This is a genomic window from Brevibacillus sp. BC25, from assembly GCF_000282075.1.
Classification (GTDB): Bacteria; Bacillota; Bacilli; order Brevibacillales; family Brevibacillaceae; genus Brevibacillus.
Genome location: NZ_AKIX01000050.1, coordinates 32,498 through 51,425, shown reverse-complemented (window position 1 = coordinate 51,425; position 18,928 = coordinate 32,498). Strand labels below are relative to the sequence as shown.

Sequence of the window (18,928 nt, the reverse complement as noted above, 5' to 3'; positions counted from 1 at the left end):
CCTCTTCCTGGCTAGTGACAAATGCCGAGCTCTGCCGCCAACACGAGAAACATCGCATGCGACCAAAGGAGCGGCACAGCGGGATGCCCTGCCCTCTCCACCCACATCTCATAATGAGCCGTGGAAAGCAAATGCTCCTGTACTTGTTCAGGCAGTCCGCTCGCTTGCCGTTTGGACACAATCCACGCTGCAATCTTTTCGGCTTCTTCACGCCTACCCGTTTTCACGTAATACCAGCCCAACCAGGCAGATAACAGCAGCCACTGCCCCCCGCCGTAATACGTATCAGCCGGGTAGCGATGCACGCCGTATCCTGCTCGCAGCTCCTCTTCTATGGCTTGCACAGTTCGGATCATAAGCGGATCATCCACGTCGACGATCCCATACGGCAGTGCCAGCCAGAGCAGACTTGCATCTACAGAATGGTCCCCGACGGATTTTATCAATCGCCCGTTGGCTGTGCCATGCTCGCGTATGAATTGGCCAATGGTCTCTCCTTGCTGAGCGAGTTCGGAAGCTCGGTCGGACAAATAAGGCTCCATCGCCTTGATCCCAGCATAAATGGCTCCTAGCGTCACTGGGTGGATTCGGTCTCCTCCCTCTTCCCAGCAATCAAAGTTAGGGAGCTGCCAGCACGCCACTACATAGTCAATCGTCAGTTCAATAGATTGCCTCAGCTCGTGAATCAAGTCATGCTCCCCACTTATCCGCACATGCTCAGCCAGCCCCCACAGCCATGTCCCGTAGCCATCGAGCTGAAAGCTGCCCCATTCGCCTGCTACTTCTTCTCCGTCCGCTGTATAGCGCGTATGCAAAAAGCGGTCGTTCCCCGCATCATTTTTGTCTAACCCTTTTTTTACTGCCGTAATGGCTGCTCTTGCCTTTGCCTCATGCTTTCGGATCACATCATCGCACCATTGGTAAAACTTGCGGGCGCTCTCATGGTTGCCGGTACGGTTCATCGCATATGCCGTAAATGTTCCATCACGGAGCCACGCATACTGATAGTGGGCAAATGCGGGTGAAGCGAGATACGCCCCGCTACTCGCTTGATGCTGAAGAATCAATTTTACACTTTCCTCAATCAGGGTCATGGTTATCCCCCCTTATTCGGACAAGCCGACTTCGTAACAAATACAGTCGCTGCTCGTCTTCCGGCTCTGCTTTTATAGCATATGCAACCGACGTCCAAACGAAAACCCAATATGCATAGCAAAAGAAAACCCACTGGATGCGCATGTCCAGCGGGTTCTTGTGACACTTAATTTTGTGAAGGTACATCCGTATGTTCAGATTTCAGGAAATGCTGCAGCTCCTCATAAAAAGTCGGGTTGCAAGCCATCACGCTGCTTTTTTGGTCGTACGGCAGTGGTGTCCCCGTCATGGTCGTCACCCGGCCGCCCGCTTCCTCTACAATAATGCGAGCTGCCCCGAAATCCCACGCATTGAGCTGCATACTGACGTAGCCATCCAGTCTTCCCGCAGCCACATACGCCATCTCCAGAGCGGCGCTTCCCAAAAGGCGCATTCCGCGAACCTTCCCAGCAAGCTTTTTCACGATCAAGTCGATGCCGATCTGCTCAGCACGCTTGTTCCAAAATACGCTCGTGCATAACAAAGCTTGTTCCAGACTTACTGCCCGATTCACCTGCAAGGGACGATCATTGAGAAATGCACCTTCCCCTTTTACTGCATAAAATAACTCGTCTCTGGAAGGATCGTAAACCGCTCCGACCATTCCCTCTCCCTTATGGTAAACGGCAATGGAAACGGAAAAATTGATTTGCTGATGAACAAAATTGGTCGTGCCATCAATCGGGTCGATGACCCAAAGCGTGTCATACTGCTTGTAATCCTCCGCATGTGCACTCTCTTCTCCAAGAATGCCGTGATCAGGGAATCGTGCAAGAATCATCTGAATGACGTGATTCTCCACTTCTTTATCTACGGCTGTAACAAGATCGGAGGCAGATGTTTTATACTCGACGGTAAAAGGTTCCTTCATTCGCTTCAGACTCAGCTCACCCGCTGAACGGGCGCATTGCAAAGCGAGCTCCTTGAGAGCCGCCAGTGTTGATGCTTGCACACGTATCGCCACCTAAAACTTGACTTATTTTTTCGCAAAGCACTCCGCTTTCTTCTCGAAAGAGGGGCTTCGACGTTTCATTTGAAAATGATGAGACAGCTCGTGCTAAAAAACGGCCATGCTATATTATTTAGTGTACCATACTTTACCTGCTGTTACACCACACGTTAGCCATGAGGAATGCGCCTGAAATGTCGTTGCTTCACCCAGCTCCCGAATTATTGAAAAAGGGTACCTCCTCGTCATTTCTGACCGTGGAGACACCCTTTTTTACATGACCACTTTAGCAGCAGCGCGTTACGCCGCCTTTTTCAAATCGCTCGGTCAATGCGTACATGTAGTACTCACGCTCTGTCATCGGAAATATACCCGGTGCCCCATGAGTCTCGTACCAATGGGCGAGATAGCGATCATAGTCGGGCATTCCGAAAATCGTTTTAATAGCAGAGCTCACTGTACGCATTGCTTTTCGCATGGCTCTTAGCTTGCGCCTCATGCTACGTGATGTCCTTTCCCGTCAAATACATTTCCTTTGGACTTGATGTACGGCGACTCCTGCAACGGATAGTGCTTGCCGCGGAGAATATTGATCCATACCCGCGCTCCGTCGAGAATGATCCCAATCGTAATGACCATGAAGATTGCACATACCACCGCATCGATCTGGTCGTTGAAGATCATTTTTTGTGCAGCTTCCACTGTTTTTACCCCTTTTGGCAGCGTACCGGCATCCAGTGCCTTTTGGAATGCTTCTGCATGCGAGAGGAACCCGATTTTTGGATCAGGATGGAACAGCTTTTGCCAGCCTGCTGTCAGCGTAGCCGTCGTCAGCCAAGCCATCGGTACGAGTGTGATCCACGAGTAGGCGGCTTTGCCCATTTTGAAAATAATCGTCGTTCCCACCGTAAACGCAATCGCGGCGAGCATCTGGTTGGCGATACCAAAGAGCGGCCACAGGGTGTAAATGCCTCCCAATGGGTCCATGACACCTTGGAGCAGGAAGTATCCCCATCCGATGGTAATGATCCCAGAACCAATCAAATTACCTGGCAGCCAGTTGACTTCCTTCATTTTCGGAATGACGTTGCCAAGCATATCTTGTACCATAAATCGTCCGACACGCGTTCCCGCATCGATCGTCGTCAAAATAAAGACAGCCTCAAACAAGATCGCAAAGTGATACCAGAATGCCATTAATGCCTTGCCACCCAATACACCCGAGAAAATCGTCGCCATCCCGATTGCCAGTGACGGTGCTCCGCCCGTCCGGGAAAGGATCGTCTTTTCTTGGATGTCGTTGGCGAGCGTTGTTAAGTGCTCAGGGGTTACGGTGTAGCCCCAGCCCGTTATCGTCGTCGCAACCTGGACTGCATCCACGCCAATTGCTGCAGCAGGTGAGTTGATCGCAAAATAGACTCCGGGAGTCAGCACGCACGCTGCAATCATCGCCATAACCGCGACACCAGACTCCATCAGCATCCCACCGTAACCAATCAGTGGCGCATGCGATTCCTTCGCGATCATCTTCGGTGTCGTTCCGGATGATACGAGAGAATGGAATCCCGATACGGCTCCGCACGCGATGGTAATAAACAGGAAGGGGAACAGATTTCCTGCGAAAACAGGGCCAGTTCCATCAATGAACTTCGTCAGTGCTGGCATTTGCAAAGGTGGCAGTGTCAGCACGATTCCCACTGCCAATACCGCAATCGTCCCTACTTTCAAGAATGAGCTGAGGTAATCGCGCGGTGCTAACAGCAGCCACACAGGCAAAACCGAAGCAATAAAGCCGTACACAATTATCATCCAGGCTAGCTGTACCTTGGAAAACGTGAAGGCTGGTCCCCATGTAGGCGATGCAGCAACGATTTGACCGAGCCAGAGGGAAAAGAACAGCAGGGCAAGCCCGATAATCGAGCCCTCCAATACCTGCCCGGGTCGTATATACCGCATGTACAATCCCATCAATATCGCGATAGGTAGGGTCATAAATATCGTGAAGGTAGCCCACGGCGATTCAGCTAGAGCGTTAACCACAACCATGGCCAAAACAGCAATCAGGATAATCATAATGGCAATAATCCCAATCAAAGCGAGTGCTCCGCCAACAGGACCGATCTCTTCCTTGGCAATTTGACCGAGGCTCTTTCCGTTGCGACGCATCGATCCGAACAAAATAATGAAGTCCTGCACCGCTCCACCGATCACGACCCCGACGATAATCCAGATCGTTCCCGGCAAATATCCCATTTGCGCAGCAAGCGTAGGACCTACAAGCGGGCCTGCACCTGCAATCGCTGCGAAATGGTGCCCAAACAACACCCATTTGTTCGTGGGCACGAAGTCTTTGCCGTCGTTGTTCACTTCTGCCGGAGTAGCGCGATTGTCATCGAGCGCCATTAGTTTTTTGGCTATGAATTTGCTGTAAAAACGATAAGCTACAGCATAAGTGCAAAATGCGGCTGTAAGTAACCAGAACGAGTTGACTGATTCCCCTTGCCAGAGCGCTATCATCCCGAACCCGACAGCACCCAACGCGGCTATCCCGCCCCAAATCAAGAGGGAAAGAAACCATTTCTTCATCCAAGTCGCCTCCTTCTATTTATGAAATATTCAGGCAATAAACCTTAGAAAAACGTATCACATCGGACAACTTGCCAACATAAAAAATGGCTGAACCGTACAAAAACAAGCACAAGCTGCACCATCCTCGTTTGAGTGTAAACGCATTCAATTTTGGGACGTAGAAAGTCTCCGCCCTGAGTCTGATCCAATCTCCACCACAATATGTTAAAGTTATACATAAATTGGTATCGAAATCAAAAAGGAGAATACGCACATGCGACGAATCGGGGGTTACATCATTATCGGAATCGGAGCGATTTTTGTTCTGGCTACCTACCTAAACGTACCGCTCGCAATGGACTTGCTCTGGCCAGTCTTCCTTCTCATCCCAGGAATCGGGTTTCATATTTTCTTTTTTATGAACCCAAAGCCGAATCGCGCTGGATTGCTCGTGCCAGGCGGGATCTTGCTCGTTTATGCTCCACTCTTCTTTTTCAGCCAGCTATTTTTTCATGGAGATATGAGCACGACGTGGCCCTTCTTTCTGATTGGTCCTGCCGTGGGGCTTACTGAGCTGTACATATTCGGCAATCGCAAACCCGCTCTCTTGATCCCCATTGGCATCCTCACCGTTCTTGCCATCGTATTTTTGATCGCGAATCTGGCGTCTACCCAAGTAGGCGGCATCCTCGGCTTGATCCTGATCGTATTGGGCGGGATCATGGTGACACGTAAGAAAAACGATGACTATCCCATGTAAGCAGTCGAAAAAACAGACCAATCCTCCCCCCAATGGGACGCAGGATTGGTCTGTTTCCTTTAAAACCCCAATCGTTTCTTCAATTCCTTCACGACATTGCGGCTGACAGGCACTTCTGTTTTGCGATGATCCTGCATGACTAGATGAATCGAGCCTTTGAACCAAGGGACAAGCTCTGCTGTTTTGGATAAATTGACAATAAAAGCGCGATGCGTCCGAAAAAACTGCTGGCGTGACAGCCTGCTCTCCAGCTCCTGCAACGTAAACGTGGTCGCATATTGCTCATCTGCTGTATAAATGCTCGCATACCTTCCTTCCAAGGTGGTATAGACGATTTCGTTTGGATCAATCAGCATGATCTTGCCGTTTTTCTCCACCGGGACACGACGCGGCTGAGTATCGACCAGCACATTTTGCAGAAGGGACTGTAGCCTTTCCTCCAGCAACGGTGACGCGTCCAATACAGGCTCACTTTTCCGCCTCATTTTTCGTACCCGATTCATCGTCTTTTCCAGCCGCATTTCACTGAACGGCTTGACGATATAATCGACGGCTTCCGCCTCAAATGCTCGGACCGCATGAAATTCATACGCACTTGCAAAGATGATGACAGGTGGATTGACCATGGATTCCAGAAGCTCCTGCCCCACGTCGACCCCATCCCTGTCCTGCAAATGGATGTCCAAAAAGACCGCATCCGGCTCTGTCTGAAGCACCGCTTCCAACGCCTCTTCCCCACTGCCAGCCTCTCCTACTACGGACACTTCCGAAAACTGCTCCAGCAAATACCGCAGTTCTTCTCTGGCTGGCGTCTCATCATCGACGATGAACACTTTGAGCACTGACATTCACCCCTATCGGTAATTGTATGGTGCATGTTGTGCCGCTCCCGCTTTTGCTCTCGATCACGATTCCATACGGTTCTCCGTAGATCGACTGGAGACGGCTTTTTACATTGGCAAGACCGATCCCAGATAATTGCCGCCCATTACTCTTCTCATCTAGAGCTGGCTCGAGTGGGTCCACTTCCATTCCGACCCCATTATCTGCCACTGTCAGTTCGACGATTTGCTTTTCTTTGCGGCGCGCACGAATCACTACGGTTCCCCCTTCGCGCTTGGGCAACAGCCCGTGCTTGACTGCATTCTCTACCAGCGGCTGCAAAATCAGTCCTGGTACGGTAAACCGCTCTACGCCATCCTCGATGTCGTACTCTACATGGAGCTTGTCCCCGAACCTCGCACGTTCGATGGCCAAATACGCTTCGATATGCTCCAGCTCACGCGCAAGACTGACATATCCGCCAGAGTCATGCAAATTACGCCGGAAGTACTCCCCCAAATGAATCAACAGTTCACGGGCCTGTTCGGGCCGGAAGCGAATAAATGAAACGATCGTATTGAGCGCATTGAACAAGAAATGTGGATTGATCTGCGCATGCAAAGCTCTGATTTCTGCATCTGCCAACAGACGAGACTGCTTCTCAAGCTCAGCCAGTTCGAGCTGACTCGATATCAGGTTCCCCAATCCGCGTACGAGTTCCAAGTCCACTGCTGACAGTTTGCGTGAGCGATCCTGATACAGCTTGAGCACGCCCGCCACTTCACGTCTTCGCATCAAGGGGACAAGGATCGCATAGCGTAAGGAACAATTCGTCTCCCTGCATCCAATCTCTTCTTTCGTCTGAGCAATCTTCACTTCTTTGGTCGATAAAACTTCACGTGTCGCCTTGGTCGTTATGCCTTCTCCCACTACGTGATGGGACGAGCCTGCGCCAACATGCGCAAGTACAGAGCGCGTATCGGTAATCGCTACCGCTGCTACACGTGTCGTCCGCAATATTTCCTCTGCTACCTTTTGAGCAGAGTCGTACGTCAGTCCTTGACGCAAGTAAGACAGCGTTTTGTCGGCTACCTGCAGCGTTCGCTGGGCTTGGAGCGCCCCAATCCGATCTTCTTCCTTTTTGGCCAAATCAATAATAATGATCAAAATAGCAATTCCGACCGAGTTGACGACAGACATCGGTACACTAATGGCCTGCACCAATGCCAATGCGTCAGCGTAAGGACGTGCGATGATCAAGACAATCCCCATTTGAAGCCACTCCGCCAAGAAACCAACGACGAGTGCTGTCGTCCACCCGATTTTTTTGCTGCGGTTACGGCGAAACTGATAGATTAATCCCGCAAACAAGCCCTCACTTATCGTCGAGATAGCACAAGCCAAGTCCGTAAAGCCCCCCAATGAATAGCGTTGAATCCCCGCAATCAGCCCTGTCATCAGCCCTACCCATGGTCCAGCAAGCAAGCCTGCCACGACAGTCCCGATCACGCGTGAATTCGCAATCGCATCCTGATACCAGATGCCATTGTATGTACCCAGTATGGAAATAGCAGAAAAAATGACGACCATTAGTGCTTTTTCTCGCCACGTCGCTTGCTGGTTCAATATACTGCGGAATGCACGTACACGCGTAAACAGCAAAGCCGCCACTATCAAAACAGCCGTCCGCTCCGTCAATGGAACCATTAATGCCATGTTCATTGGTTTATCCCTCTCAATCGCTGCCCGATGGTTCCTGTTCGTTTATATAACTAATCAAAATATTCACTTTTCACCTCGTTTTTCCCTTTTGCTTCTCTTCCTTTCCTAGTAAAAAAGGTTGCCGAAGTGATTTCGACAACCCATACATACCCGTATCATTTTAGTATGCGAACTCCAGTATTTTACCCTTTTCTTTCGGTTCAAATCCTAGCTTTGTTCCCAGACGTACTGACTCCTCATTGGTTTCCAGCGTGGTCCAGTGCGGTGTCAGTCCATGTTCCATACAATGCTCCAGGTACGCCACGCAAGCAAGCGTAGCAAAGCCTTTGTTCATGTCTGCTTCCTCGTACGTTTCCACGCTAATTTCATGATCACGCTCATGGACACAGCAAGACAGGCAAGCACTCACAATCGTATTTCCTTTACATACGCAGAATCCTACGCCCCACTGCAAAAAATCATCCACCGAATGATAGAATTCCTCTACAACCTCTATCAAGATGTTGTCAGGGTCGTTTTCGATGACACCTGCGTCGATTTTTTTCAAAGTGTACCCTTCAGGCAGAGGGCGATAGCTGTCCTTTCGCGCTTGGAATTGCTCGGGATTGAACTGGTAGTAATACTCCCAATCCGTTTCTATCTCTCGATGCGAGATAGCTTTGGTCACTGCCTCTTCCCACGCTTTATCTGGGACAACTGCCAGAAAATGAGTGCCCCCGCACGATTCGGTCGTATATCTGCGCAATTCCCCCTCGATAAAGGCACCCAGGTCCGCTATGAACGCTTCATTGGCAGCATCCCCTACGAAAAGACTGATCACGCCGGTTTGATCGACCATTGCTGTCCGAGGCTGCTCCACATCATCTACGTAAATCGCTCCTCGATTTGTCCCATTAATAATCGCATGGATGGTCAAATCGTTCACGTTATCAGGTGACAGCAACGTCCTGATTTTTGCATAATCATTTGGTTCCAGTCGATGAATCATCGCAATTTCGGCCCTTTCTCTCTCTTTTGGACATCTGTGTACTTATGCGGCTGATAGCAGAGCGAAGTCAGTCAGACTCAGCTTCCGCACAAGAGTCGGGTCATAGCCCACGTTCCTTTCCTGGGAGGATTCCAGCTCTTCTGCAAGTAGCATGCGAGCCCGGTGCAGCCGGGATTTCACGGTGCCTTCCGGGATACCTACTCGCAAGGCGACTTGCTTGATCGGCAAATCCTCGTAATAGTGAAGCCAAATGACGCTACGCAGCTCATGCTCCAGCTTCCATACTGCCTCTGTTAATTCAATAGCTTCGTAGGGAGCTTCTTGTACCGCCTTCTCTTCGATTTGTAGCAAAGACAGCTCTACGGTTGGACTTCGTTTCTTTTTTCGCTGCCATTGTCTGCATTCGTTTATGAGAATTTGGATCATCCATGTTTTGAAATAAGCAGGCTCTCGCAGCGTTCGGATGGCTCTGAATGCTTTCATCACCGTATCCTGCACCACATCGGCACAATCCTCGTTCCGCCCGACATAGGTTCGTGCCAAGCCATACAAGGTACGCTCGTACAACTGAATGACTCTAGCAAAGGCTTCTACACTGCCGTCCTGTGCTAGCTGAATGTCCTGCTGAACTTCCCTCTTGATGCTCACATTGCATAAGCCTCCTTTTATCTCCAATATTTGGTTCCTATTAGTATAGATGATAGAGGTGGGTAAATAGTTCATGAGATTATATTTTTTCTGCTTCGCAAATAGAAAAAGACCATCCCGACAGCTTTTTCAGCTTGAGATGGTCTTGTCATGCTCGTTACATCAATGAATTACAGGTTACCTCTGCGATCCTGCTCGCGCTCCAGCGCTTCGAACAGTGCCTTGAAGTTGCCATTCCCGAAGCCGCGTGCTCCTTTGCGCTGGATAATCTCGATAAACAGCGTCGGACGGTCTACAATCGGCTTGCTGAACAGCTGCAAGAGATAGCCTTCGTCGTCTCTGTCGACCAAGACGCCCAGCTTTCTCAGCGCCTCGATGTCTTCATCAATTTCCCCTACACGCTCTTTCAGATCTTCGTAGTACGTATCTGGCACCATGAGGAAATCTACACCGTTATCACGCAGCTTCGATACAGTATCGATGATATCGTTGGTCAGGATGGCAATATGCTGTACACCTGGCCCTTTGTAGAACTCCAAAAACTCCTGAATCTGCGACTTGCGGCGTCCTTCTGCCGGCTCATTAATCGGGAACTTGATGCGGCCTGTTCCACTTTGCATCACTTTGGACATGAGCGCAGAATACTCCGTAGAGATATCGTCCTCACTGAAATTTTGTACGGCTGTAAAGCCCATGACCTTTTGATAGTATTCTACCCACTCATCCATGACCTCAACGTTACCAACGATGTGGTCGATGCCGATGATACCTGTACTCTCACTTTTGACTGAAGATTGGTAAGCTTTAAAGCCTGGGAAGAATGGTCCGTTGTAATTTTTTCGTTCAATAAAGGAATGAATGTTTTCGCCGTACGTACCGATAATCGCTTTTTTGACCGTCCCGAATTCATCGGTATACTCAGTCGGTTCCATGATCGGAATGGCTCCGCGAGAAACGGCCTCCCGGTAAGCCTGCTCACAATCCTCTACGCGCAGGGCAACGTCTTTGACTCCGTCCCCATGCTTTTTCACAAAATCCGCGATCGGGCTGTCAGGCGTAAGCGCCCCACTGATCACGAACGTCATATGCTTCTGCTTCAAAACGTAGGAAACCTTTTCCCGAGAACCTGTCTCCAAGCCCGCATAGGCTACTGCTTCAAATCCAAACGCATTTGTGAAATAGTGCATAGCTTGCTTGGCGTTACCTGTATAAAACTCCAGATAGTCCCAGTCCTGAATCGGGAAAAAATCGGTATTGCTCATTGCCTACCCCTCCGCTTTCCTGTTCAATTATTGACATTATTTTGTGAATTGGGATTATTTTGTCGTTATCTTGAGAGTACATTGGAAGCGCTTCCTCATGCAAGAACACGGAACAACGCGAAAACGCTCAAACGCTTTCATTTAATAAAGTACGCATGCGAGTAACAACTGGATACCAAAAAGCCACCGATCTAGTTGACCGATGGCTTTCGCTACGTTTTCCTACTACCTATGTTTGAAAACAAATTGTTTCAGTTCCGCTAGAGGGGCTGCTCCTACGACTTTGTCGATCAATTCCCCGTTTTTGAGCAAAATGGTCGTTGGCAAACTCATAATGCCATAGTGATTGGCAATCTCCGTTTGTTCATCGACATTGACCTTTAGGACTCGCACTTCGCTACTATGCTCCCCATCAAACGATTCGAGTATCGGCCCAAAAAAGCGGCATGGCCCGCACCAAGGTGCCCAAAAATTGACGAGGGTATAGCCTTCCCTTTTTACATCTTGTTGAAACGTAGTATCTGTCGTGTGGCAAATGCTCATTTGTACTTTCCTCCCCTTTTTATGTTGAACAGTTACTCAAAACAACCATTACAGACCCGTAATATCCTCAATAGAGACAAAAAAATAACTCGCTGTACTTGGATCATTTCAAACAACTCATTCACGGACTTATAATATCTATAATATCCTCTAATGATTTTGGGTGTCAAGTTGCACCATCCTAAAATGGGCATCGAAAGTGCAGATGACAGCTCGAATCACTCTCCCCCTTGCTCATGCTTCCGATTCACTTTATGATGGATGTATTAAGTCCATGATTGAGGTGTTTTATGAAGTATTCACAGGCAACAGACTATGCCCTCCATGCGATGCTCTATCTGGTGGCAGAAGCGCCTGATAAACCCGTTAGTGTTCAGCTTTTGGCAGAGAAGCTAAGCGTTTCACAAACGTACCTTTCCAAAATGCTGACGAAACTGGTCAAGGCTGGGTTGATCCACTCGGTCTCTGGCGCAAATGGCGGATACAAACTCAAACGCAACCAGGATGATATATCGTTTCTGGATGTGATCCAGGCCATTGAAGGGACAACCTCCTTGTTTGAATGCAGCTTCCATCATGATAGTGCCTGTCTGATTCAACAGGTTGTGGCTGACGCCGAGCAGCAAATGATGCAAACACTGAAGAATAAAAAAATTGCTGACTTGGTCGCACATATCCCCGACCGTTTGACGTAAAACAACTTCCTTGAAAAGCTCCGGCCACTTCGACCGGAGTTTTCTTCATAACGGTATGGTTCAATCGAAGAGAAAGGCGTGAACAAGGATGAACCAATGGACGGAACAAACCGCCAAGCAATGGGATCAATTTGCAGAAGACTGGCGCAAACGAAGTGAGCACATGTGGGAAAAAGGCAGCCGCAGCACCATCCTCCCCTTTTTTATGAAGCATGTACCTGTCAGTACGGGACCTGTTCTCGATGCAGGCTGTGGTGACGGCTATGCCAGTTGCAAGCTTGCAGAGCACGGATACCAGGTGGAAGGCGTCGACATTGCCGGGGAAATGATTCGTCTCGCTCATGACCGGGTCATTTCCTCCCCAGGCTCTGTTCATTTTCAGACAGGAGACATCAGCGAGCTTCCTTTTGCCAATGATTCATTCTCCGGTGTGCTCTCGATTAACGTAGTGGAATTCACGCCGTCTCCGCTCAAGGCACTCCAGGAGCTTCATCGCGTGCTCGCACCCGGAGGAATTCTCGTCTTGGGTATCCTCGGTCCTACAGCTGGCCCACGCGCACATAGTTATCGTAGACTATATGAAGAGACGACGATCCAAAATACGATGATGCCCTGGGAAGCCAAGCAGTTGGCGTGCGAAAATGGCTTCACACTGCTCGGCGAAGAGCCTGTATACAAAGAAGGAATTACGCCAGATATCGCAGGCCGATTAAGCGTAGAGCTGCGGGAGGCTGTCAGCTTTTTGACCTTGTTTGCTTTGCGGAAATAGATCAGAATGCTTTCAACTTTAGTTAAGTATGCCGGTCACACCCTATGAGAGGGAAAACCGGCAATTTTTTATGATCAATCACATCGAACAGTGTCCCGCTAGTCTAGGCTTTGCTATTCCATAACTGGGCAGTTTACTAACCAATATTTCGTTGTTAAAATGGTCGTGCTAATTTGTGCGACACACATCTCGGAAGGTGAGAATCATTATCAACAAATACAATTTTACAATTGTTGCCCCTATCATTTGCTTTCATTGTGGGAATGGGAACTTTCACAAAACGGATAATAAACATCAAATATACAAAGATCTCATCAATAATGAAGTCATTGAGATACCGGTAAAGCGTCAACGGTATCGATGCACTGCTTGTGGTACTAAAGAATGGGACGTTGTATTGGGAGCATCAACGTATTTGAAAAAAACGAGAATACTACTCTCCTTTGAAAAGCGCAACATATGATTAAGAAGCCGCTTCCCTGAAGCTTACAGGGAAACGGCTGGGTTCTTTTACAGTCATAGCCTGGGGCGCCTAATGTCATTTTGATTAGTTCGGATATGGATGGATCATATTCAGCGATTAATAAGGGTCTTTTAAAGTGATCGATCAAATCAACTCGCCGGTCCGGGCGTCTATCCACTGCATCTCCCTCTGCTTGTCCCGATGAACTTGCCGATACACGAGACGGTAGCGATGATTTTTGCCCCGACCGGAATAATCAGTCTGCCATTCCAGCTTCAAGTCGAGAGCTTCCCTATATATTTGGAGCGCCTTTCTCTCGTCTATAAGCGGAGTCGTCTGGACTGTCTCCAACTGAGTCGTATCGATGAACGAACCGTCCATACCTTCGAGTAGCCCCGTCGTTTTATTGACGACAATTCGGAGAGACTCTCTTTTGAGCCACACCCCCTGCACTCCGATTCGGAACTCGAACTGCTCCCGATCAGATTCCTCCTCTTCCTCCTGCTGTCGAAGCCATAAATACGGTTCCAACTCAGGTCGCGTACGCGCTACTAATTGGAGTGCAATATCCAGACATTCTTCCCGTGATAATCGTTTCTCACCTGGCGGACAGTCTTCGAAACGGGAAAACGAAACCAAAGCACCCGTCCTTTTATGAATTATCACTTTAACGGTACCCGCGGATCTTGTCTGAAAAAAAGTACGAAACGAACGATCATCAGAATCAGTAGACTTCCAATCCCGCCGCCGCCAGACAAAAGCGGAAATCTCCTCATCTATGTCGGCACTTCTCAATAATTGATACTGTTTGGGATTGATTCCGAGTAATGTTTGAATTTCTTCTAACGTACGAACTACCTCTGACTTTGGAAGTACCGGAACTGGCAGCCATACAGCTTCCTCTTCCCATTCCACAGTTTCCTCGTTCACCTTGGGAGCCTCATGCTCGTCTGCTGGATAGCTCATCCAACAGTTGTCCAGCTCATACACAAGCCGTAGCTCATCCTGCGCTCTATTCAAAACGTATTTTGGTACATAAGTGAGTTGCAGGTCCACCTTTACGGTCTTCTCTATGTGTTTCAATATCTGCTCCTTCTCCATCAATTTTTCCGGGATCTTCGGCTTTTTCTGCATACCAAAATAATGGAAGTCACTAACCATACCACTCTGGTGTACCGTCACGCGAAAGCCCGACGATGGAAGTGGCAAATCCATCACAACCTGCTCATAGAAGAAAATTGTCCCGGATTCAGTTGCTTTCGTGCGTGTTAAAGAAAATCCTTTCAATGCAGTAGGATAATGGATAAGAACAAACTCCTCGCCGCGAAGTCGCAATTCCTCTTGTGAGATCACGGGTAAATCACGAGCAGCTTCCTCCACGTCAATCGTATATTCGAGCAACTCCTCTTGACTGCCCAACACCAAAGACATGCCCGTATCTTTACCTGATTCGCCCCATACAGGATCAGCGCCTTGTTTTGTCCAAACGAACACCGCTCTTCCGGCTTCCCGTTTGTCCTCCTGATAGTCTGCAATGGTAAGCTCATGTGATTGTGGAATATGAAATCTAGCTTCAGCTAGCTGTTTTAATGCAACAAGCCTTTGCTGCAAACGATCTTGTTCAGATACGCTGGCAGATTCGGATCGAATAGCACCTTCTGTGGACGAGTAATTTTTGCGCAATGCTTTCAACCCCCTATGCAAAATGGTTTTGACTGTACCGGAGGGCATGCGCAGCAAGTTTGCAATTTCCTCAATCGTCATATCTTGCCAATACTTGAATGCAATTACTTGTCTTTGTCTTGGCTCTAGCTGATCGACAGCAGCAAGCAGGTCGATACGATCGTCATGCTCTTTGACAGAAACCTGCTGAAGCTCGTCGACGTAACGATCATCTACCACAAGTCGTTGGCGCTTGTTCAGCGCTGTCATCGCGCAGTTCATGACGATACGGGTCAGCCAAGTCGTGAAAAATTGTGGTTGTTTCAGCTTAGGCAGCCCGACCAATGCTCTATATATTGTCTCATGAACAACATCCTCTGCATCCATTTCTTGTCGCACATAATAATAGGCGATCCGGTATAAGCGATCCTGTTGTTCTTCTATCAACGAAAGAAAAGCCGTGTGATTTCCCGCCTGAGCTTCTCGAACTCGCTCAAATTGATTCATGCTGTGTCCCCTCCCTGTACATTCGTTAGACCAGCGAGTGTGCCATACGGTTTCACTTTTCTCCGTTTTTTTCTGATGGATGATAAAAATAAAAAAAACCGTACGAAGGTCACGTAATAATGTGTCCTCCGTACAGCTCACAATTCCATATGTTAACGGTACTGAACATTATTCAGCTGCATCCACATCAATTTACTGTCAATCAACATGGCAAGCGTCATCTCATCCATCCCGTGCAGTTGACGGTACAAGCGCTGCGTTTCGACCAAATCATTGTAAGTCAAGAACGGATAGTCCGGCCTGCCGAATGTCCCGTCCGGAAAATAAGCGTAATGCAAATCGCCATTTCCGAGAATCCACTGCGCTCCGAGGTTGACCACACCGTAGAGCATGATGTCTGCTAAGTCTCTGTCTGTCTGGTCCCCGAATTGCAGGTAGCTTTTGTAGAGAAAATTGATTTCCGCCAACTGATGATTCAAAGAAACATGTGTCTGAATCATTGGATTCGTTGCTGTCGCGTAGTCGGCAACCAGCCACCCCTGCTGTACACCAGCGATGACAAAGCGGTTCATAGCTGCGTGATTGTGAAAGTAAGAAGCATATTTTTTCGAAGATTGGCAAAAGTCCTTTTCTTGATACTGATCACAGCCCCGCAGCATCAGATCAGCCGCTCCTGTGTTGAATCTCGTATCGTAAAAGCCCTCTGGTATCCCGTAATCGCCACTTAACCACAAGGAGCGCGGCTGCGTCTTCCAGTACCCCTCAGGCTCTTGCTGCTTCAGGCTCGCTTTCAACATCACATAGCCCATATCCCGGGCAGCCTTGCTTCCACCTGTATATAAAAAGGAGCGAAGGACATAATTTTCTGGAATCCGCCAAAAAGAGGCCTCCGAAGTCGGCTCGTACGTTGAAGGGCTTTGATAGTAATACCCATCGTACAGCCATTTTGCCTTTTCCGTAACGTCCAGGTTAAGCCAGACGCTATCAATCGATTGTTCTCCCCAAGGAACGAGCGGATCTCTCGAATCGAGCGCCCACATTTCGCTGATAAAACCTGCTTTCATCGGCAGCTTGATCACCAGCTCGACACCAGATGATGTCTGTTTTACTTCGACTGGTATCGACAATGCCGGCTTTTCTTCAATCGTAGCTCTACCATTATCCACGTAGGTAATGGGCTTACCTAACCAAATATACCTGCCCTCTGTCTCTACAAAACCAGAGGAAAGCGGAAGCGTCTGTGCTTGATCAAGCGTGACAACCTTCCAATACGGCTTCTTCGACTCATCATAAGCTCGATAGCGGAACATTATGTTCTGACTGTTGCCCTGAATCGGGATGGTGAAAACGTAGGGCATCATATTGCGCTGACCTGTCATTTTATGCGCCCAATACGTGACACCATCTGAGAAACGAAATTCTTGTTTTTGGTGAATCGCGCCATTCAGGTGGTCAACAGTTTCTGTTTCTGTTGGTTTTTTCCATTCGTTTGCAGAAATATCGCTCGGAAAGAAACTACTTACGGCGATGGCCGTCATCAAAAGGAGCATTCTGCTGATTTTTCTGACCATGTCATCCCCCTATTCTATTAAAGGAGAACCGAAAGTCCTACTTTAAAATGAATATTTCGTAGCGATTATTATTTTTATAATAATCTGATAAATTAATCATAGGTGTCTAATTTCTATTTCGCAGGAGGGAATTTATGGACAAGAAAGTACGCTACGTTGTTTCTACAGCACTCGTAATATCTCTGTTCACCAGCCCCTCAATCATCCATGCCACCCAAGCTGAACCACCGCCCCACATTCCTTATTACGGAATAGGGCCAACCTATGTACAGCCTGCACAGATTGAGAGCTTGTTTCCCAAGCCAACTATCCAGTTTGAGACACCCGGCTTCCAAGAAGGAAAAGAGGCTTTTACGTCCCAGGAAGAAATGATGGCTTACATAAGCAAATTGGCTGTAGGCAACAAGGAAATCAAGCTGCTCTCCATCGGTACATCCTTGGAAGGTCGCGATATCCCCCTGCTCCTATTCAGCAAAGACCACGGCAAGCTCAAACAAAACAAGGAGAAGCCACTCATCTGGCTCCAGGCACAAATCCATGGAAATGAACCCGCCTCTGGTGAATCTGCTCTCGTGATCGCCAAATGGCTGGCAGAAGGAAAACTTGGCACCGACCTCCTGGATAAAGTAAACGTTGCAATTGTTCCTCGCATCAACCCGGATGGCTCCTACCAGTTCAAACGCTACATCGCGACAGAGCTGGATGCCAACCGCGACTACATGAAGGTAGAATATCCAGAGGTGCAAGCCGTTCACCAAGCCATCCATGCCTATCAACCTGATGTCGTGCTTGACGCTCATGAATACGGCGTCTCTTCCAGCCAGCTTCGCGATGTTGGGGAAAAAGGCGCAATCTCTTCCTACGATGTTCTGATCTCCTCTGCGAAGAACTTGAATATTCCCGCCAACCTGCGCAAAATGTCAGACAACCTGCTCTTGGCTGACGTTCAACTAGCACTCGACAAGGAGCAACTTTCTCATCACGCATACTATACGCTTGCAAAAGGCAAGGACGGAAAAGTGACCGCAACAGAAGGCAGCACAGAGACGAGAATCGGACGCAATGCCTTGGGATTGAAAAACACGTTGACGTTTTTGGTGGAAACACGCGGCATCGGCATTGGACGCGCCGATTTTGAGCGCCGTGTATATAGTCAGGCCATGACTCACGCTGCTGTCATCCAATCAACAGCAGCCAACGCCAAAGCAATCAAGTCCACTGTGACGCAGGCACGCGCAGAAATCATGGAAAAAGGCAAAAAGGCGAACGACAACGACAAACTCGTCATCCTGAGTGAGAATAAGCGAGTACCGGGTCAATCTCTCGAAGTGGTCGATCTAGCTACAGCAAAAAAAGTGTCTACCCCCATCGACTGGGTAAGCTCCACGGATGCCTATCCCGTACTCGAACGCGAGCGCCCCACTGCTTATCTCATGCCTCCTGGCTACCATGACGTTGCAGCCAAGCTGGAACTGCTCGGTGTTTCGGTAAGCAAGCTATCAAAAGAAACGACTATAGCGGTAGAAAGCTACACCATTTTGGAAAACAAGGTGAATACGATTTACGAGAATGGGCATTTCACCAACCAAGTGACTGCAAATGTAACAGAAACAACGAAAACCTTTCCTGCGGGTAGCTACGTGTTCAGCATGGCCCAGCCAAACGCCAACTTCATAGCATTGGCCATGGAACCGGAATCAGTAGACAGCTACGTCACGTTTAACTTCTTGCCCGTTGAAAAAGGCGATGAAGTACCGGTGTATCGCTATATGCTGGAGCAATCGCTACCTACCACACAAAAAAACTAAAGGAAAAATTCCCCTCTCTAAAGTTAGACTCCTGAGAGGGGAATTTTGTTACATGTA

16 protein-coding genes are annotated in these 18,928 nt (G+C 48.6%); 4 read left to right on the top strand and 12 right to left on the bottom strand.

All coding sequences use genetic code 11. The features are described 5' to 3' along the window. Positions 1 to 11: 11 nt before the first annotated feature. The 4 genes from PMI05_RS14760 to PMI05_RS14745 all read right to left on the bottom strand — a co-directional run bounded on the left by PMI05_RS14760 (position 12) and on the right by PMI05_RS14745 (position 4,669). Positions 12 to 1,094: a glycoside hydrolase family 15 protein gene (locus tag PMI05_RS14760; protein ID WP_007722946.1), complete on the bottom strand. Its 1,083-nt coding sequence runs from the start codon at positions 1,092 to 1,094 to the stop codon at positions 12 to 14. 167 nt (positions 1,095 to 1,261) lie between these two features. Continuing rightward, the gene (locus tag PMI05_RS14755) at positions 1,262 to 2,086 is read right to left on the bottom strand and encodes an inositol monophosphatase family protein (protein WP_007722944.1); all 825 of its coding nucleotides are present in this window, start codon (positions 2,084 to 2,086) and stop codon (positions 1,262 to 1,264) included. 283 nt (positions 2,087 to 2,369) lie between these two features. After that, a complete protein-coding gene (locus PMI05_RS14750; protein WP_007722942.1) occupies positions 2,370 to 2,582 on the bottom strand; it encodes a YbdD/YjiX family protein in 213 nt (70 codons plus the stop codon). Then, a complete protein-coding gene (locus tag PMI05_RS14745) occupies positions 2,579 to 4,669 on the bottom strand; it encodes a carbon starvation CstA family protein (protein WP_007722940.1) in 2,091 nt (696 codons plus the stop codon). Before PMI05_RS14745 ends, PMI05_RS14750 begins: the two co-directional genes overlap by 4 nt. 256 nt (positions 4,670 to 4,925) lie before the next feature. On the opposite strand from PMI05_RS14745, the gene PMI05_RS14740 reads away from it, so the two are divergent. Then, a complete protein-coding gene (locus PMI05_RS14740; protein ID WP_007722938.1) occupies positions 4,926 to 5,411 on the top strand; it encodes a hypothetical protein in 486 nt (161 codons plus the stop codon). A 59-nt stretch (positions 5,412 to 5,470) separates the two neighbouring features. On the opposite strand, the gene PMI05_RS14735 is transcribed toward PMI05_RS14740, so the two are convergent. From PMI05_RS14735 to trxA, 6 genes are all read right to left on the bottom strand, one after another. Continuing rightward, positions 5,471 to 6,259 carry a LytTR family DNA-binding domain-containing protein gene (locus tag PMI05_RS14735; protein ID WP_007722936.1) on the bottom strand — a complete coding sequence of 263 codons (789 nt, stop codon included), beginning with the start codon at positions 6,257 to 6,259 and terminating at the stop codon, positions 5,471 to 5,473. Continuing rightward, positions 6,228 to 7,955, bottom strand: a complete 1,728-nt coding sequence (locus tag PMI05_RS14730) for a sensor histidine kinase (RefSeq protein WP_007722929.1) — start codon at positions 7,953 to 7,955, stop codon at positions 6,228 to 6,230. The genes PMI05_RS14735 and PMI05_RS14730 overlap by 32 nt, the downstream gene beginning before the upstream one ends. A gap of 160 nt (positions 7,956 to 8,115) precedes the next feature. Beyond that, entirely contained in the window at positions 8,116 to 8,943 is an 828-nt protein-coding gene (locus PMI05_RS14725; protein WP_007722928.1) for a GNAT family N-acetyltransferase, read from the bottom strand. Between the two features lie 42 nt (positions 8,944 to 8,985). Next, positions 8,986 to 9,591 (bottom strand): sigma-70 family RNA polymerase sigma factor, encoded by a 606-nt coding sequence (locus tag PMI05_RS14720; protein WP_007722927.1) that lies wholly within the window; start codon positions 9,589 to 9,591, stop codon positions 8,986 to 8,988. A gap of 170 nt (positions 9,592 to 9,761) precedes the next feature. Continuing rightward, positions 9,762 to 10,853, bottom strand: coding sequence for a 4-hydroxyphenylpyruvate dioxygenase (hppD, locus tag PMI05_RS14715; protein WP_007722926.1), 1,092 nt, complete (start codon positions 10,851 to 10,853; stop codon positions 9,762 to 9,764). Between the two features lie 225 nt (positions 10,854 to 11,078). After that, positions 11,079 to 11,396, bottom strand: coding sequence for a thioredoxin (gene trxA, locus PMI05_RS14710; RefSeq protein ID WP_007722924.1), 318 nt, complete (start codon positions 11,394 to 11,396; stop codon positions 11,079 to 11,081). Positions 11,397 to 11,686: 290 nt separating this feature from the next. Between trxA and PMI05_RS14705 the strand changes: the two genes are divergently transcribed. Together PMI05_RS14705 and PMI05_RS14700 are read left to right on the top strand one after the other, a co-directional pair. Beyond that, positions 11,687 to 12,091, top strand: a complete 405-nt coding sequence (locus PMI05_RS14705; protein ID WP_007722922.1) for an Rrf2 family transcriptional regulator — start codon at positions 11,687 to 11,689, stop codon at positions 12,089 to 12,091. A gap of 88 nt (positions 12,092 to 12,179) precedes the next feature. Then, entirely contained in the window at positions 12,180 to 12,860 is a 681-nt protein-coding gene (locus PMI05_RS14700) for a class I SAM-dependent methyltransferase (RefSeq protein ID WP_007722920.1), read from the top strand. A gap of 607 nt (positions 12,861 to 13,467) precedes the next feature. Here the strand turns inward: PMI05_RS14700 and PMI05_RS14695 are convergent. Together PMI05_RS14695 and PMI05_RS14690 are read right to left on the bottom strand one after the other, a co-directional pair. Then, entirely contained in the window at positions 13,468 to 15,492 is a 2,025-nt protein-coding gene (locus tag PMI05_RS14695) for a sigma-70 family RNA polymerase sigma factor (protein ID WP_007722917.1), read from the bottom strand. Between the two features lie 152 nt (positions 15,493 to 15,644). Next, a complete protein-coding gene (locus PMI05_RS14690) occupies positions 15,645 to 17,063 on the bottom strand; it encodes a hypothetical protein (RefSeq protein ID WP_007722915.1) in 1,419 nt (472 codons plus the stop codon). 134 nt (positions 17,064 to 17,197) lie between these two features. Between PMI05_RS14690 and PMI05_RS14685 the strand changes: the two genes are divergently transcribed. Further along, entirely contained in the window at positions 17,198 to 18,871 is a 1,674-nt protein-coding gene (locus tag PMI05_RS14685; RefSeq protein ID WP_007722912.1) for a M14 family metallocarboxypeptidase, read from the top strand. The last annotated feature ends 57 nt before the right edge of the window (positions 18,872 to 18,928 follow it).

Excerpts from the sequence above, each read along its gene's own strand:
- PMI05_RS14760 (WP_007722946.1), bottom strand. The coding sequence starts at position 1,094 with ATGACCCTGATTGAGGAAAGTGTAAAATTGATTCTTCAGCATCAAGCG.
- PMI05_RS14750 (WP_007722942.1), bottom strand. The coding sequence starts at position 2,582 with ATGAGGCGCAAGCTAAGAGCCATGCGAAAAGCAATGCGTACAGTGAGC.
- PMI05_RS14745 (WP_007722940.1), bottom strand. The coding sequence starts at position 4,669 with ATGAAGAAATGGTTTCTTTCCCTCTTGATTTGGGGCGGGATAGCCGCG.
- PMI05_RS14740 (WP_007722938.1), top strand. The coding sequence starts at position 4,926 with ATGCGACGAATCGGGGGTTACATCATTATCGGAATCGGAGCGATTTTT.
- PMI05_RS14735 (WP_007722936.1), bottom strand. The coding sequence starts at position 6,259 with ATGTCAGTGCTCAAAGTGTTCATCGTCGATGATGAGACGCCAGCCAGA.
- PMI05_RS14730 (WP_007722929.1), bottom strand. The coding sequence starts at position 7,955 with ATGAACATGGCATTAATGGTTCCATTGACGGAGCGGACGGCTGTTTTG.
- PMI05_RS14725 (WP_007722928.1), bottom strand. The coding sequence starts at position 8,943 with ATGATTCATCGACTGGAACCAAATGATTATGCAAAAATCAGGACGTTG.
- hppD (WP_007722926.1), bottom strand. The coding sequence starts at position 10,853 with ATGAGCAATACCGATTTTTTCCCGATTCAGGACTGGGACTATCTGGAG.
- trxA (WP_007722924.1), bottom strand. The coding sequence starts at position 11,396 with ATGAGCATTTGCCACACGACAGATACTACGTTTCAACAAGATGTAAAA.
- PMI05_RS14705 (WP_007722922.1), top strand. The coding sequence starts at position 11,687 with ATGAAGTATTCACAGGCAACAGACTATGCCCTCCATGCGATGCTCTAT.
- PMI05_RS14700 (WP_007722920.1), top strand. The coding sequence starts at position 12,180 with ATGAACCAATGGACGGAACAAACCGCCAAGCAATGGGATCAATTTGCA.
- PMI05_RS14695 (WP_007722917.1), bottom strand. The coding sequence starts at position 15,492 with ATGAATCAATTTGAGCGAGTTCGAGAAGCTCAGGCGGGAAATCACACG.
- PMI05_RS14690 (WP_007722915.1), bottom strand. The coding sequence starts at position 17,063 with ATGGTCAGAAAAATCAGCAGAATGCTCCTTTTGATGACGGCCATCGCC.
- PMI05_RS14685 (WP_007722912.1), top strand. The coding sequence starts at position 17,198 with ATGGACAAGAAAGTACGCTACGTTGTTTCTACAGCACTCGTAATATCT.